Genomic DNA, 14984 nt, shown 5'->3' with positions numbered 1-14984 from the left:
GGCCAAGTTTTTGATATAGAATTAGTTGAATGAAGGTTGGGGCGAAAGGCGGATTGCAGCATAACGGTTTGTAATCCCAAAAAAGGGGACTACCTTTGTGGCCCTCAAAACGTGGGCAAACTCTTACCGGGCAAGTGCTTACGTTTTCAGGACGGTACTCCGTACCAACCCCTATTTTTTCACCATTAGTACACTTACCAGCGTGACTAAAGCAGAAGTAATTGCCGAAATTGCCGACAAGACCGGCATCGAGAAAGCCGACGTATCGGCTACCGTAGAAGCCTTCTTCAAAGTTGTAAAAGACTCGATGGCCGACGGCAACAACATTTACGTACGCGGCTTCGGCTCGTTTGTAAACAAGAAGCGCGCGAAGAAAGTAGCCCGCAACATCTCGAAAAATACGTCCATCATCATCGACGAGCACTTCATCCCGAGCTTCAAGCCCTCGAAGACGTTCATCGGGAAAATTAAAAACAGCAAGAAAATCAAAGAAATGGCCGCCTAAGCAGGTAGTCATTTTCCATTGCCGGCCGGGTTGCCGGGAACCCCTGCCCGCAGGTGCCCCGGCGACCCGCCTTTTACCCCGCCCAGTCGATGGCTCTCACCACTTCTTCTTCCAAGCATCAATTACTGATTCTGGCTTTGGCCCTGGCCTTTATAGCCGGCTTGTTTCTGTTGCCGAAGGTGATTGTGAAGCCCAAAGATGGTCAGCCTACGCTGGCTCAGGACGGGGCTGCTACCGCTAACCGCGACCAAGGGGCCGCTGCCCCCGCCGTAGGTGAACTCGATGAGCATGGCCACCCGGCCGGCAGCCACGACGAGCCCAGCGGCCCGACCGCCGAAAAGCCCCACATGACGATGCCTACCGCTCAGCGGCGGGAAATCAGCACGTTGGTGGCCAAGTATACGGCCGAAGCCGACCAGGGTGCTAAAATTGGTATAGCCCGCGAGTTGGCCGAGAAGTACAAAGCAGTGGAGCGTTTTGATAGTGCCGGTTACTACCTGGAGCAGATTGCCCTCGTACGACCCGGCGAACAAACTTTTCAGCGCGCCGCCGACCAGTACTATGAGGCCTACAGCTTTGCTACCACCGAGGCCCGGCAGAAACTGCTGGGTGCCAAGTGCCGCGAGCTATATGAGCGGGTGCTGAAAAACAACCCCGACAACCTCAATGCCAAAACCAACCTCGGCATGGCCTACATGGCCAGCGAGAATCCGGTGAAAGGCATTACCCTGTTGCGGGAAGTTTTAGTGGCCGATCCGCGCAACGAGCAGGCGCTGTATAACCTTGGTTTACTGGCTGTTCAGAGCAATCAGTACGATAAGGCTGCTGAGCGTTTTGCGGAATTGACGGAAATCAATCCGAAAAACGTCAACGCGCAGTTCTATCTTGGCGTTTCGTTAGCCCAAACGGGCGCGAAGCAGGAGGCCCGTGAAGCCTTCCTCGCCGCCAAAAGCATCAGTTCCGACCCGGCGCTGGCGGCGTCGGTAGATGAACAGCTACAGAAACTTCAGTAGTTTTGGCGCTTGGCTATTCGTCTTTAGTTGATGGTCGAGATGCCAGAAGCTAAAAGCCAATAGCTACAAACTAATCAAGAAATCACTCAACCACTTAACCCCAACAACATGCCTTGCGGTAAAAAAAGAAAGCGTCATAAGATTGCTACTCACAAGCGGAAGAAGCGTCTGCGCAAGAACCGTCACAAGAAGAAGTAAGCCCCGGCGGGGTTTGCTGACGGTGTTTCTCGATTGAGAGACACCTGTCTATTTCTCACTTAGGTTCTTCCGAGAGTGGCCAGAAACATGCTTTCCCCGAGGCTGACAAGGGAAGCCGGCGCCCATGTGCGCCGGCTTCCCTTTGCGGGTTTCGGGGCCGACAGGTTTTTTGTAGCTGCCGCTCGGAGGCGCCTTTCTAAGGCTTAATCCATTGAGTAACGAATTAATCATTAATTCTACTCAGGACGGAGAACGGATTGCCCTGCTACAGGATAAGCGGCTCATCGAATACCATTTCGACCGCAACGACACCGCCTACTCGGTTGGTGACATTTTCCTGGGCACGGTCAAGAAAGTTATGCCCGGTCTGAACGCCGCGTTCATCGATATCGGGTATCAAAAAGACGCCTTCTTGCACTACGGCGACCTGGGGGAAAGCTTCCCCTCGCTCGTAAAGTGGAACAAGAGCGTTCAATCGCAGAAAATTACCGTTGGGTCGCTCAAAAACTTTCAGTTTGAAGCGCCGCTCGACAAAGTAGGTAAGATCGACAACGCACTCAAGAAGGGCCAGCAATTGGTGGTCCAGATTGTCAAGGAGCCGATTTCGACCAAAGGTCCGCGCCTGTCCACCGATATTTCGATGGCCGGCCGGTATCTGGTGCTGGTACCTTTTTCCAACACCATTAGTGTGTCCAAAAAGATTGTCAGCCGCACGGAGCGGGACCGGCTTAAGCGCCTTATCGCCTCCATCAAGCCCGACAATTTTGGCGTGATTATCCGCACCGTGGCCGAAGGGCGCGAAGTGGCCGAGCTCGACCGGGACATGCAGAACATGACCGAGAAGTGGAACACACTGCACGGAAATCTGAGGGCGGGCAAGCCCAACGACAAGATTCTGGGCGAGTTGGGCCGCACCTCGTCTATGCTGCGCGACATGCTCAACGAGTCGTTCGATGCCATTGCCGTGGACTCGCCGGCGCTGTATGAGGAAATGCGCAGCTACCTGCAACAGATTGCTCCCGACAAGCTCGGGCTGCTGAAACTGCACACCGGCAAGGTGAAGGTGTTTGAGCAGCACGGCATCGAGAAGCAACTCAAAACGCTGTTTGGTAAGGCCGTAACGGCCCCCGGCGGCGGTTACCTGGTTATCGAGCACACCGAGGCCCTGCACGTCATCGACGTGAACTCGGGAAACAAGAGCAACCAGGAAGGCGACCAAGAAGCCACGGCCCTTGCCGTGAACATGGCCGCCGCCAAGGAAGTAGCCCGCCAGCTTCGGCTGCGCGACATGGGCGGCATCATCGTTGTCGATTTCATCGATATGAAATCGGCCGAGAGCCGCAAGAAGGTAGAGGATGCGGTGCACAGCGTGATGAAACACGACAAGGCCCGCTATACCATCCTACCCATCACCAAGTTTGGCCTGCTTCAGATTACCCGGCAGCGTGTGCGGCCGGCCGAAGCCATTGTAACCGGCGAGGTGTGCCCCACCTGCGGCGGTACGGGCAAGATTTCGGCTTCCATCCTCGTGACGGACGAAATCGACAACAGCATCGACGACCTGCTGGTAGCCCAGAACCAGTCGGGCATTACGCTTTCAGTGCACCCTTTCCTGCACGCTTACTATACCAAAGGGCTGGTAAGCAAGCAGATGAAATGGTACATGAAGTATTACAAGTGGGTAAAGGTGATGAAAGACACCAGTATGGGTCTCACCGAGTACCGCATCGAGGACGAAAACGGCGAGGAAATCGAGCTGCATTCGGCCGCGGCGGCCATGAGCCGGTTGCAGGACCGGGAATTGGAAATAGTTGACTAATTGACTGAATACTGACGGATTTTTTCTGCGAAAAAAACTCCTCCTGATAGAAGAAACCCCCGCGCTGCTCAGAGCAACGCGGGGGTTTTTCGTTGGTGGATATGGTATGGTTGGTATCCGAGGAAACAGACTGTCATGCTGAGCTTGCCGAAGCATCTCTACCGCAAGAGTAATCCTTGTATTGGATTCTCACCATTGCAACGAAGCGGTAGAGATGCTTCGGCAAGCTCAGCATGACAGTCTGTTTTCTCCCTATTTCCTTAAAACTTAATACCGAAATCCAGCGCGAACTCGCTGTTTTTCAGCTCGGCATCTTGAATACCGGCGTTGTCTTCGAAGTACTTATCGATGTTGAGCAGGCCGCGGTGGTAGCTGACGCCGAGCAGGAAGCGGGTCGTCTGGCCCAGTTGCCGCTCGATGCCGGCGCCGAGGCGCAGGTTGGCATCGGGGATGATGACGTGCTTGGTGGCCTTGGTGCGAGTGGTTGTGCCGGGGCGGGTATAGTACTTGTCGCCATCGACACGGGCTCCGATAACGCCACCCAGCGCTCCGCCGAGCTGGAAGTACACCTTGGTGTCCTCGGCTACATCGTTGGTGAACAGCTTTACCGTAAGCGGCACCTGCAGGTACTGCAGCCCCAGTTTCTGCTCGTAACGTCTACGGCTGGCCGCATCGTAAAAGCCAACCGTTCCACCTTTGCCCACCAACTCCAGGCCGGTGCTGAAAGCGTAGTTCTGGCCAAAGAAGTAGTCAATGATCAGGCCGCCGCCCAAGCTGAACTTGGCGCTTTCATTCTTTAGCTCGTCACCGTTGGGCGAGGCGGCCCGCAGGCTGGTGAGCGAGGGGGATACCTTGATGCCAATTTCGACCTGAGCGGAGGCGGTGCCGAGTGTGGCGGCGCTGATAAGAAGAGCAAACAGAGCCTTTTTCATAAAGGGAGAGGAAAAGCGTTGGGTAAGGCCAAATGCCGACGATAGGCCGGTAGATTTGGCTACTTTTGACTCAAAGATAGAACCGTGATGCATATTTCTGCCCGTTTGCGTACCCTGCTGCTCGTGGCGTCGGCCGCCGTTGGTCTAAGTCTGGGAGCCTGCTCGAATAACGACGACCGGTGTGAGCTGAACCCCGAGGTGGCCAAGGTAGAAGCTCCCGTTGCGCTTGAACGGCTCGAAGCCCCTTTTTTCAAGCTGAAAACTCCTGCCGACGCCGAGCAGTTTCTGCAAAACAACGGCCTGTTTGCGCGGCAGTTTTTGCAGGCCGGGCAATACCCGCCGGGCGTACTGAGCACCACGCTGGCCCGGCTGGCCTCCAATGCCGGCCTCCAGAAGCTGGGCGTCCAGGCCGACAGCACATTTCAGGGTCCGCAGCTGCAGCAAAACCTGACGCAGCTGTTCCAGCACGTCCGCTACTATTATCCTGGCTTCCGGGTGCCACCCGTAAAAACATTCGTGAGCGGTCTGAGCCAGGATTTGTTTGTCAACGACAGCCTGATTGTTATCAGCACCGACTATTTTGTGGGGCCTACGGCGGCTTACCGGCCCAACGTACCGGGCTACATTCAGCGGCGCTACACGCCTGAGCACCTGGTGCCGGGGCTGGCGCTGGCCATCAGCACCAAGTACAACCAGAAGCCCGCCGCCGGCCAGACAATGCTCGGCGAGATGCTGCACTTTGGCAAGGCCCTGTATTTTGCCGAGCAGATGCTGCCCTGCACCCCCGACTCGCTGCTGATCGGCTATAGCGCCGCCGAAATGGCGGGCGTTGGGTTCAATGAAGGGAAAATATGGGCCCACTTCATCGAGAAAAGCCTGCTTTACAATACTGCCCCGTTCACGATTCAGAAGTACATTGGCGAACGGCCTAATATTCCGGAAATCGATAAAACGGCCCCTGGCCGGGTAGGGGCCTGGCTGGGCTGGCAGATTGTGCGCAAGTACATGGCCGAAAACCCCAAGGTGACGCTGCCTCAGCTGATGGTGGAAAAAGACGCGCAACGCATCCTCAACAAGTCGCGCTACCGCCCTAAGGTAAAAAGTGGGCGCGTGAATAGCTGAGGACTGGAAACTGGTAGATAAACGAGCGAATATCAATCGGTTGACCTGCACGTAATATCTTGCCGAAAATGCGCGGTTGTCGCGCTGCTCACACAAAGCCTTTTCCTGCCTAACTCTCCACCTTATGCTCACGAAAACCTTTGGCTCGGCCGTGCAGGGCGTGAATGCCTACACGATTACCATCGAGGTGGTGGTGTCGCAGGGAACCGGGTTTTTCGTGGTGGGGCTGCCCGATAATGCCATCAAGGAAAGCCAGCAGCGGGTAGAAGCGGCCCTGAAATTCCGGGGCTACCGCATGCCGCGCACCAAAGTGGTAGTGAACATGGCCCCGGCCGACATCCGCAAGGAAGGCTCGGCTTACGACCTGCCCATTGGGCTGGGCATTCTGCACGCCTCGCAGCAGCTGGATACCGAACGGCTGTCCGACTACGTGATTATGGGCGAGTTGGCCCTCGATGGGGAGCTGCGGCCGATAAAGGGCGTGCTGCCCATTGCTATTCAGGCCCGCAAGGAGGGCTTTAAAGGGCTGATTCTGCCCCGCGAGAATGCGCAGGAAGCCGCCATCGTCAATAGCCTCGACGTTATTCCGGTGGGCACCATGCAGGAGGCCGTGGACTTTCTGGAGGGCCGGCTGGAAATTGCGCCAGTCACGATGGACACGCGCGACCTGTTCCAGCAGACGGCCAACCAGTACGAAGCCGACTTCGCCGATGTGCAGGGCCAGGAGAATATCAAGCGGGCCCTGGAAATTGCCGCCGCCGGGGGCCACAACGTGATTATGATAGGCCCGCCCGGTGCGGGCAAAACGATGCTGGCCAAACGCCTGCCCAGTATTTTGCCGGCCCTTAACATGCAGGAGGCGCTGGAAACTACCAAGATTCATTCGGTGGCCGGCCGGCTCGGCAGCCACGCCTCGCTCATCCATACCCGGCCGTTCCGGGCACCGCACCACACTATTTCCGATGTGGCCCTGGTGGGAGGGGGCAGCAACCCGCAGCCGGGTGAAATCTCGCTGGCGCACAACGGCGTGCTGTTTCTGGATGAGCTGCCCGAGTTCAAGCGCACGGTGCTGGAGGTGATGCGCCAGCCCTTGGAGGAGCGCCGGGTAACCATTGCCCGGGCCAAGCTCAGCATCGAATTTCCGGCCAACTTCATGCTGATTGCCTCCATGAACCCCTGCCCCTGCGGCTACTACAACCACCCCGAAAAAGAGTGCGTGTGCGGCCCCGGCGTGGTGCAGAAGTACCTGAACAAGGTGAGCGGCCCGCTGCTCGACCGGATTGACCTGCACGTGGAGGTAACGCCCGTTACGTTCGACCAAATGACCGAAACGCGCCCCGCTGAAACCAGCCGGGCTGTGCAGGCGCGCGTAGCGGAGGCTCGCCAGCGCCAGGCAGCGCGCTTCGAGAGCTTTCCCGATATCCATTCCAACGCCCTGATGCCTTCGCAGATGGTGAAGGATATTTGCCGCATCGACGATGCCGGTCGGGCGCTGCTCAAAACGGCCATGGAGCGCCTCGGTCTCTCGGCCCGCGCCTACGACCGGATTCTTAAAGTAGCCCGCACCATTGCCGATCTGGCCGCCGCCGAGCACATCGAGCTGCCCCACTTGGCCGAAGCCATCCAATACCGCAGCCTCGACCGGGAGGGCTGGGCCGGGTAAGACGGAGCAGGAGGGAGGCGAGTTCGTGTCATGCTGAGCGCCGCGAAAGACCGGGCAAGAAGCTAACAGCAAGTAACAGCTTCTTGCCCGGTCTTTCGCGGCGCTCAGGATGGCAGTGCTGCGCCGGCGCAGTAGCTTTGCCCTCTCTATCCATCGAGTCATCCACCCACCGCATGTACCACGCCCTCGTTAAGCCGTTGCTCTTTAAGCTCGATGCGGAGAAGGCGCACCACCTGGTATTCGACAACCTGAGGCGGGCCTACAAAGTGCCGGGCGCGCGGGCGCTGCTACGGGGCCTCTACGACCTGCGACACCCCAACCTGGAGCGCGAGGTACTGGGGCTGCCATTCCGCAACCCGGTAGGGATGGCCGCTGGCTTCGATAAGAACGCCGAGCTGACGGACGAACTGGGGGCGCTGGGCTTTGGGTTCGTGGAAATAGGAACGGTAACGCCCCGCCCCCAGCCGGGCAACCCCACCCCCCGGCTGTTCCGGCTCCCGGCCGATGGCGCGCTTATCAACCGTATGGGTTTCAATAACGACGGTGCCGAAGCCGTGGCCGCCCGCTTGCGTCACCGCCGCGACCGGGGACTGATTATCGGCGGCAACATTGGCAAGAACAAGGATACGCCCAATGCGCAGGCCGCCCACGATTACGTGGCCTGCATAGAGGCCCTGCACGAGGTGGTAGACTATTTTGTGGTCAACGTATCGTCGCCGAACACGCCCAACCTGCGGGCCCTGCAGGAGCGGGAGCCGCTGATTGAGCTGCTCCAGCAGGTGCAGGAGCGCAACCAGACGCTGCCCACGCCCCGGCCGCTGCTGCTCAAAATCGCGCCCGACCTCACCGACTCGCAGTTGGACGATATTCTGCTCATTGCCCGCGAAACCAACCTCAGCGGCCTCGTAGCTACCAATACTACCATTGCCCGCACCGGCCTGACGACGCCCACCGCCCATGTAGCCGCGTTGGGGGCTGGGGGGCTCAGTGGGCGCCCACTGCGGCAGCGGGCCACCGACGTTATCCGCTACCTCAGCCGCCACAGCCGCGGGCAGCTGCCCATCATTGGCGTCGGTGGCATTCATTCGGCGGCCGATGCGCAAGAGAAGCTCGAAGCCGGAGCGTCATTGCTGCAGTTGTACTCGGGCTTTATTTACGAAGGCCCGGGGCTCACCAAGCAAATCAACCAAGCCTTAATAGAGGCAACAGCTGAGCGACTGTAGTAGCAGGCTACCAATAAGGCTAGCAGGTTTGCGAATAGTGTACCCTGCCTGCTGTCGAGTTGCATCTTTGCTTCTTCTCGGTGAACGATGACGAACCAACGGCGCGAACGACGGGATGCTCTGCAACCTAGTCTGTTGTTTATGGGTGGTAGTGTGCAATCGAATATTTACCGCTCGATAATTATGAAGAAATATCTATTATTAATATGACGTAATAATATTTAAGATGAATTGACTCGCATCAGTATATTTATTAATTAACGATAATTTAATATAACACGCATATGGTCAATGTTTTGTAACAAATAAACAATGATTTGTATGTGTTTAGCAAAGCGTAATTTCAGGTAATATTTGGATTTTATATTATTTTTATCTATATTTGTACTATAGCAAAAATAAATCATTCACTTAATCCTATTAAATGCAGTACGCAATCAATGAAATTACTAGTATCCCCAATAATCAAGTAAAGAAGCTCCAAGAGCAAGGTATTAAAACTGCCGATGCTTTGTTGGATGCCGGTCGCACTCCAGCCGACCGCCGGGCCTTGGCTTCTGCCACAGGCATCGAGGAAATTAAGCTATTCAAGTGGGTCAATTATGCCGACCTGTCGCGTATCGACGGACTGGACCCGGAACTGACCACCCTATTAGAGGAAGCTGGCATTACAACGATGCTGGATCTGCGCGGCCGTTCACCGTTCAGCCTGCACAGTAAAATGGTGTCCATCAACCAAAAACGCAATCTGGTAGATGAGGTGCCGGACATGCTCCACATGGCCGATATTGTAAACCGCGCCAAAAGCATGGAACCTGAAGTAGCTTACCGTAACTAATTAATAACTGAAGGTATACGTAGCTGGTTATGCTCCCATTTCCGCCGGCTCGTTTTCCAGTACTCCTCCCTGTTGCCTGCTTCTTTTGAGCCGGCTGCAATACAAAAAGCGCCACCCCACAGCCGGGGTGGCGCTTTTTGTGTGAGGTTGTTGGTTGCTTTATGGAGTAACAATTACTTGTGGAAGAATACCAGTGGCAGGTACGTAATGCCGCTGGAGCCAGACGAGCAGGGGCACAAAAACCAGCGTGGGCCATAGGAAATTTAGGGGGAAGGGGATAAAGGTGAGACTGGTAGCCGAGAAGGCCGACACGGCTGCAATGTAAGCACCCACAAACCCCGCAATGTGGTTGCGTAGCCACTGGCCGGCGGGCCACGGCCCCGGTCGCCGGAACCCTTGCAGCTGCCGTACCGTCAGGAACATGCCGATGGCCCCGAACATAACCACTACCACATTAAAAGGCCGGCTTAGCAGGCCGTAGCCCAGCGTACCGGCAAAAATCAGTAGCCCTAACAGTACGCTGGCCCAATCGTACAGTGCTGGTCGTGTACTCTGGCCCATGCCCTGGTGGCGCAGCGAGCGGTAGCCAAACTGGGCCAGATAAAGGCTGAAAATACCCGTCAGGAGCAGGAAGGTGAGGCCCTTGAAAATGGCTGCTACCAGTGCTGTGCTACCGGCCACGAGCATAGCCCAGAAAAATACGCGTCCCCAGAGTCGGTGCGCTGCCCCACCCTTACGCACAAGTAGTGCCACCGGGGCCACGAAAAAGCCTGTGAAGCCCGCCGCAATATGCAGCCAGCGGTTGAGGTGCAGAAAGGTTTCCATCGGCGAACGAGCTTGGGTAGATGAGAAACCAAAGCACAGCATTCGGCCGTTTAATTGCACGTATTTGTCACCGAATTAACAAATAGGCCGCCTCAACCGGCAACTGCAGGGGCCGAGCCGGTGTGTTGCATGCGCTGCCTCGTTCGCTAACTGCTACAGCTTCATGCCGAGCCGCCACTCAACCACGTCGGCTGCCCCGCGATGTACCTTCAAATCGACGCTGCCGAAAACGCGGGGCGTGAAGTGGTACTTGAGGCCCAGGCGCTCGTAGTAGAACTTGTTGGACTTGTAGGGATTATAGACGTAAAAGCCTAGGTGCGAAACGAAGGCCAGCCGCCCGAACAGCAACTCGTGGCCCACGTAGACCCCGGCCTTTTTCACGTCGGTCAGGCGGTCGGTGGTGCGGGCCGAGTCGCGCTGCTGGGCGTTCAGGCTCCGGTCGTAGAAGCCTTCGAGGCCGACTACGATGTTGGATTTGCGGTTGATGCGGCGGCCCGCTGCCAGGGTTACCGAGTTTACCAGGTAGCTCTGGTTGTCCGACTGGCTCCACTGCTTCCAGCCAGCCGATGTGCTGATGTTGAGGAAGTTGCGGCCCACGTCCTCGGGCATCGGCTCGGGCGGTTGGTTGAGGGGGCGGAAGGGGCGCTGCTGGTGGTAGTTGATGCCTACCAGCACCGTGGGGAGGTTGATACCGAAGTTGGGTTTGGTGGTAGCCCCGTTCGAGTAATGGTTCAGCCCCAGCCCCAGCAGCAGGCCAAACTGCTCGGTGAGTGCTATATCGTACTCCAGGCGGGCCTGGATGGTGGCGTTGAGCCGAGAGCTGATGATGTTGTTTTTGTGGTTGGTGGCCTGGTCGAAGCGCTTCGGAAAGTAGCCCACGCCGGTGCCGATGCGGAAGTTGAGCTCGGTACGCCGGCTGCGCCAGAACGATTTGTTGAGGTAGAACCCGGCGGCGTAGGAGCGGCCCAGCGTAGGGTTGTGGTAGTCATAATATGTGAGGGCCAGGCCTACTTTGGGGTAGCGGTACCAGGCGTGCCAGGGTTCCTGGCCGTTAGTTTGGCGCTGCACGTTCAACTCGATACCCGTAGGATGTGACACCGCCAGGTGGCGGATGGAGGGCGTGTGCGGAATGATAAAGCTGCCCAGCCCATGTACCCCTACCACCAGCGGCCCGGCTGGTACATTAGCCGACTGCTGGCCCCGGGCCTCACGTAGGGCCAGCACCGCCAGCCCGCCGACCAGCCCCAAAACGTACCGATTCATCATAAAAAGCGTGCGGGCATAAAGATCAAAAGTAATGAAACGCGCCCAAAGCGTGGGCCGGAAACCTGAGGTATTTCAAATTGTGGCAATTCGTTAGCAATGTGCAGATTAGCGGGAAACCACTGAGTCTCAATTGTATCAACCTTCGGCTGCGAAGTAACCTTGCCTGCCACTCTTACGATATGAGGCCCTGAAACCACGAGGAGCGTGACTGTGATAGGCGGCGAAGTGGTTGTAACCCGCGTTTTTAATTCCCTTACGATTATGAAAAAGATTGCTCTCCTGGCCGCCATCGGCGTTGCCTCCATTTCCGCTGCACACGCTCAGAACGCCGGTGGCTTCCGCATTGGGCTGAAAGTTGGTGGTACCTACTCCAACATCTCGGGCGACAACGTGAGCCAGATTACCGGTGCCAACTACAGCGCCGACCTGGGCGACTATAAGCTGGGCTACAATGCCGGTATCGGCGCAAGCATCCCCATTTCGTCCGATGGATTCTTCTCGTTTGCCCCCGAACTGCTCTACAACCGCAAGGGCTACGAGCTGACCTCTACCCAGTCGAGCGGCTTCAACCCCGGCACGGTCAACGGCAAAACCATCGACAAGCAGGAAACCGAGCAGCAGCGCGTGCTGCACTACCTCGATGTGCCACTGCTGGCCAGAATTAATGCCGGCGGAGTGTTTTTTGAGCTGGGTCCGCAGGTGAGCTACCTGTTCGGTTCGAAGGTGAAAAACCAGGTGACGACCAAGTATACGGACGGTAGCAAGGATAAAGTAGAAAGCAACAGCGGCTTCCGCGACTACACCGGTGTAAGCCGCGACGATGCCTACAAGTCTGACTTGGCCCAGTTCGACATCAGCGGCGTGGCTGGCGTAGGCTACATGACGGAGGGCGGCATTAGCTTGGGCCTGCGTTATGCCCGCGGCTTCAACTCGCTCATCGACACCAAGAACCAGGACAACGAGCCCAAGGCCTTCAACAACGCCTTCACCCTGCAGGTCGGCTACCTGATTCCGACCCGCTAAACCGGCGCTACGCGTCGCAATTATAAAGGCTGCTTTCCTACTGGGAGAGCAGCCTTTTTTGTGTGCTTATAAGCCGGCTGTGCCGGCCGCCTGGGCGGGTTTAGCGAGCAGCCGTTAGCCAGATTGGCGACCGGCCGGCGACCGAAAAGAGCTTGTGAGCCTTATGAAAACGGCTTCGGGAGATGAAGCGCTACAAACTTTCCGCGTAGCTTCGCCCCCGATTTTACCGCCTATTTCCGAAGCCAACGCACATGAACAAGCTTTTCCTTTCTTTGATACTAACCGGGGCCACCGTGGGCCTGTCGGGTACGGCCGTTGCCCAGCGCAACGTGTCGTTAGGCCTAAAAGCAGGGGCTTCACTGTCCAATTTTGTGGGGAAGGATGCCAAGCCTTACAAGGACATTGTGGGGTTTCAGGCCGGCGGCTTCGCCAACATCGGCTTCACCAAGCTGTTCGCCTTCCAGCCCGAAATTATCTACTCACGCAAAGGCGCCAAGCTCGAAACGCCCGACCTGACCACGCGGCTCGACTACGTAGATGTGCCGCTGGCTTTCCACGCCAACGCCGGCGGGCTGTTCTTTGAGGCGGGGCCGCAGGTGGGCTTCCTGGTGTCAGCGAAGGACAAAATCGGCAATGCTACTGTCGATGTGAAAGACTTCTACAACACAGTCGATTTCGGCTACCTGTTTGGGTTAGGATACCAACGCAAAACCGGCCCCGGCATCGGGCTGCGCTACAACGGCGGCTTCACCAACGTGCTTGAGTCTGCAACAGTTGGCAACGTCACGTTCCAGAACCAGCGCCGCAACAGTGTATTCCAGCTTTACGCCACGTTCTCGTTCCAGGGCCGGTAGTGCCACCAGCCATTATTTCCGCTTTGCCCATGTTGCTCGTTGGCCGGCTGCTGCTGCCTGTACTGTTGTTGCTGAGTACTGCTGCTTCGGGACAGCGGGTGCTGCTGGGCCTGAAAGGCGGCGGAGCTTTTAGTAACGCTATTGGCCCCGATGCCACTGCCAGCCGGCTGCGCCTGGGAGCCACTGCGGGGCTGCTGCTACGCCTGGAACTGCCGGCGGGCCTGGCGCTGCAGGCCGAAGGGCTGTACGCTCAGCGCGGCGACAACGGCAACAGCTACGGCTTTTCGGTGGGCCACCGCCTCGACTACCTGGCCGTGCCGCTGCTGTTGCAGTACCACCGCGACGGGTTGTTTGTGGAGGGCGGCGCACAATACGGCCACCTGCTGCAGGACACCCCCAACGAGCCCCCCATTTTCCGGCTGAGCGAGTTGGCCTTTGAGCCACGCGACCTGAACTTCGTGTTGGGCCTAGGCTTTCAGGACAGCTCGGGCGTGTCGGTGGGTTGGCGCTACGTGGGCGGGCTCAACACCGTGTTTCAGCCCGGCGAAATAAGCGGTACCGGCCAGCGCCGGCTGCGCAACAGCAGCCTGGAGCTGTACCTGAATTTTGTGTTTGAGCCCCGGCAGGTGGGCCAGCTTACCGTGGCCACTGGCCGGGGCATTGGGCGGGGTGCGCTTGGAGCAGTACGGCTGATAGGCCGGGCACCAGGCGCGTTGTTCCGGGTCGTGCAGCGGCGCCAACGCCCGCCCGCCCCATTACCGGCTCCTGCCGCCACGCCGCCCGCCCTGCCCAACTGATTGGCCACGGCCCTTCCGATGGGCTGCCCGGGGCGCTGGCCTGCAACAGCACTTATTCACCGGAAAGTGTGTCAGGACAGCGTATTCGGGTGGCCAGTATGCGCCAGCTGAGAAAACCCGCTATTCTGGCACGCTTTTCGTCCTGCCCATGTTTATACCCACTTTTCTCAACTAAACGGGTTTCTCCTATGAAAAAGTCTCTGCTGGCTGCGGCCGCTCTGCTCGCTACTGTCGCCGTTACCGAAACCAAAGCGCAGGGCATCCGCCTTGGCCTGAAAGGCGGTGCCAACCTCTCCAATCTTTCCGGCGACCTGGTTAACAAGGATGGCTACGACTACAAAGTCGGCTTCCACGGCGGCCTGATGCTCAACGTTGGTTTGGTTGACGACGGCTTCCTTTCGCTGCAGCCCGAGGTGCTGTACTCGCAGAAAGGCTACAAGTACGACAGCAACCAGGCGTTCGGTGCGTTCCGCCGCGAGGGCGACGTTACGTACAACTACATCGACGTGCCGGTGCTGCTGAAAGTCAAAGCCGGCAACCTGTTTTTTGAAGCCGGCCCGCAGTACAGCTACCTGCTGAAGGTGAAAGATGAGTCGACCCGTTCGCTCGGCGGCACCGTAATTGCCCGCACGGAGTCCGAGAAAGACTTGAAAAACGTGAACCGCAACGAGTTCGGCTACGTGGCCGGTCTGGGTTTCCAGTCGGATTCGGGCATCATGCTGGGGGTTCGCTACAACGGAGCCCTCACCGATTTCGCCAAGAACGATACCTATAACAACGGCGAGCTGACCAATGCCCGTAACCAAGTGTTCCAGGTTTCGCTGGGCTACCTGCTGCCGAGCCGGTAAGCAACCCCGAGTGCGGAGTTTGGCCTAACATAACCCCGCTGCCCAACAGAAAAGCCCG

General features: G+C 57.6%; 14 protein-coding genes. 11 read left to right on the top strand and 3 right to left on the bottom strand.

Annotated elements, in window-relative coordinates; translation table 11 throughout:
• Positions 1–184 precede the first annotated feature (184 nt).
• From HW554_RS09355 to HW554_RS09345, 3 genes are all read left to right on the top strand, one after another.
• On the top strand, positions 185–505 hold the full coding sequence (locus tag HW554_RS09355) for an HU family DNA-binding protein (protein ID WP_176908401.1): 321 nt from the start codon (positions 185–187) through the stop codon (positions 503–505).
• An 89-nt stretch (positions 506–594) separates the two neighbouring features.
• Positions 595–1518 (top strand): tetratricopeptide repeat protein, encoded by a 924-nt coding sequence (locus HW554_RS09350; protein ID WP_246285172.1) that lies wholly within the window; start codon positions 595–597, stop codon positions 1516–1518.
• 409 nt (positions 1519–1927) lie between these two features.
• On the top strand, positions 1928–3535 hold the full coding sequence (locus HW554_RS09345) for an Rne/Rng family ribonuclease (protein ID WP_176908322.1): 1608 nt from the start codon (positions 1928–1930) through the stop codon (positions 3533–3535).
• Positions 3536–3795: 260 nt separating this feature from the next.
• On the opposite strand, the gene HW554_RS09340 is transcribed toward HW554_RS09345, so the two are convergent.
• The gene (locus HW554_RS09340; protein WP_176908321.1) at positions 3796–4467 is read right to left on the bottom strand and encodes a porin family protein; all 672 of its coding nucleotides are present in this window, start codon (positions 4465–4467) and stop codon (positions 3796–3798) included.
• An 87-nt stretch (positions 4468–4554) separates the two neighbouring features.
• Here HW554_RS09340 and gldB point away from each other — a divergent pair, with 87 nt between their 5' ends.
• From gldB to HW554_RS09320, 4 genes are all read left to right on the top strand, one after another.
• A complete protein-coding gene (gene gldB / locus HW554_RS09335) occupies positions 4555–5589 on the top strand; it encodes a gliding motility lipoprotein GldB (RefSeq protein ID WP_176908320.1) in 1035 nt (344 codons plus the stop codon).
• Positions 5590–5713: 124 nt separating this feature from the next.
• Complete coding sequence (locus HW554_RS09330) at positions 5714–7252, top strand: YifB family Mg chelatase-like AAA ATPase (protein WP_176908319.1); 1539 nt, start codon at positions 5714–5716, stop codon at positions 7250–7252.
• Positions 7253–7425: 173 nt separating this feature from the next.
• Positions 7426–8475 (top strand): quinone-dependent dihydroorotate dehydrogenase, encoded by a 1050-nt coding sequence (locus HW554_RS09325; protein WP_176908399.1) that lies wholly within the window; start codon positions 7426–7428, stop codon positions 8473–8475.
• A gap of 424 nt (positions 8476–8899) precedes the next feature.
• The gene (locus HW554_RS09320) at positions 8900–9313 is read left to right on the top strand and encodes a DUF4332 domain-containing protein (protein WP_176908318.1); all 414 of its coding nucleotides are present in this window, start codon (positions 8900–8902) and stop codon (positions 9311–9313) included.
• 159 nt (positions 9314–9472) lie between these two features.
• Here the strand turns inward: HW554_RS09320 and HW554_RS09315 are convergent, their stop codons facing one another.
• On the bottom strand, positions 9473–10138 hold the full coding sequence (locus tag HW554_RS09315; protein WP_176908317.1) for a DUF2306 domain-containing protein: 666 nt from the start codon (positions 10136–10138) through the stop codon (positions 9473–9475).
• A gap of 153 nt (positions 10139–10291) precedes the next feature.
• The gene (locus HW554_RS09310; RefSeq protein ID WP_176908316.1) at positions 10292–11404 is read right to left on the bottom strand and encodes an acyloxyacyl hydrolase; all 1113 of its coding nucleotides are present in this window, start codon (positions 11402–11404) and stop codon (positions 10292–10294) included.
• A 261-nt stretch (positions 11405–11665) separates the two neighbouring features.
• Between HW554_RS09310 and HW554_RS09305 the strand changes: the two genes are divergently transcribed.
• The 4 genes from HW554_RS09305 (at position 11666) to HW554_RS09290 (ending at position 14926) form a co-directional block, all read left to right on the top strand.
• A complete protein-coding gene (locus HW554_RS09305; RefSeq protein WP_176908315.1) occupies positions 11666–12427 on the top strand; it encodes a porin family protein in 762 nt (253 codons plus the stop codon).
• 251 nt (positions 12428–12678) lie between these two features.
• Positions 12679–13281, top strand: coding sequence for a porin family protein (locus HW554_RS09300; RefSeq protein ID WP_176908314.1), 603 nt, complete (start codon positions 12679–12681; stop codon positions 13279–13281).
• Positions 13282–13310: 29 nt separating this feature from the next.
• Complete coding sequence (locus tag HW554_RS09295; protein WP_176908313.1) at positions 13311–14078, top strand: outer membrane beta-barrel protein; 768 nt, start codon at positions 13311–13313, stop codon at positions 14076–14078.
• 188 nt (positions 14079–14266) lie between these two features.
• Positions 14267–14926 carry a porin family protein gene (locus HW554_RS09290; protein ID WP_176908312.1) on the top strand — a complete coding sequence of 220 codons (660 nt, stop codon included), beginning with the start codon at positions 14267–14269 and terminating at the stop codon, positions 14924–14926.
• Positions 14927–14984 lie beyond the last annotated feature (58 nt).

The sequence above is a fragment of the Hymenobacter lapidiphilus genome, assembly GCF_013377885.1.
GTDB lineage: Bacteria > Bacteroidota > Bacteroidia > Cytophagales > Hymenobacteraceae > Hymenobacter > Hymenobacter lapidiphilus.
Note: the sequence above shows the minus strand (reverse complement) of the source record. Positions and strands in the feature narration are given on the sequence as shown.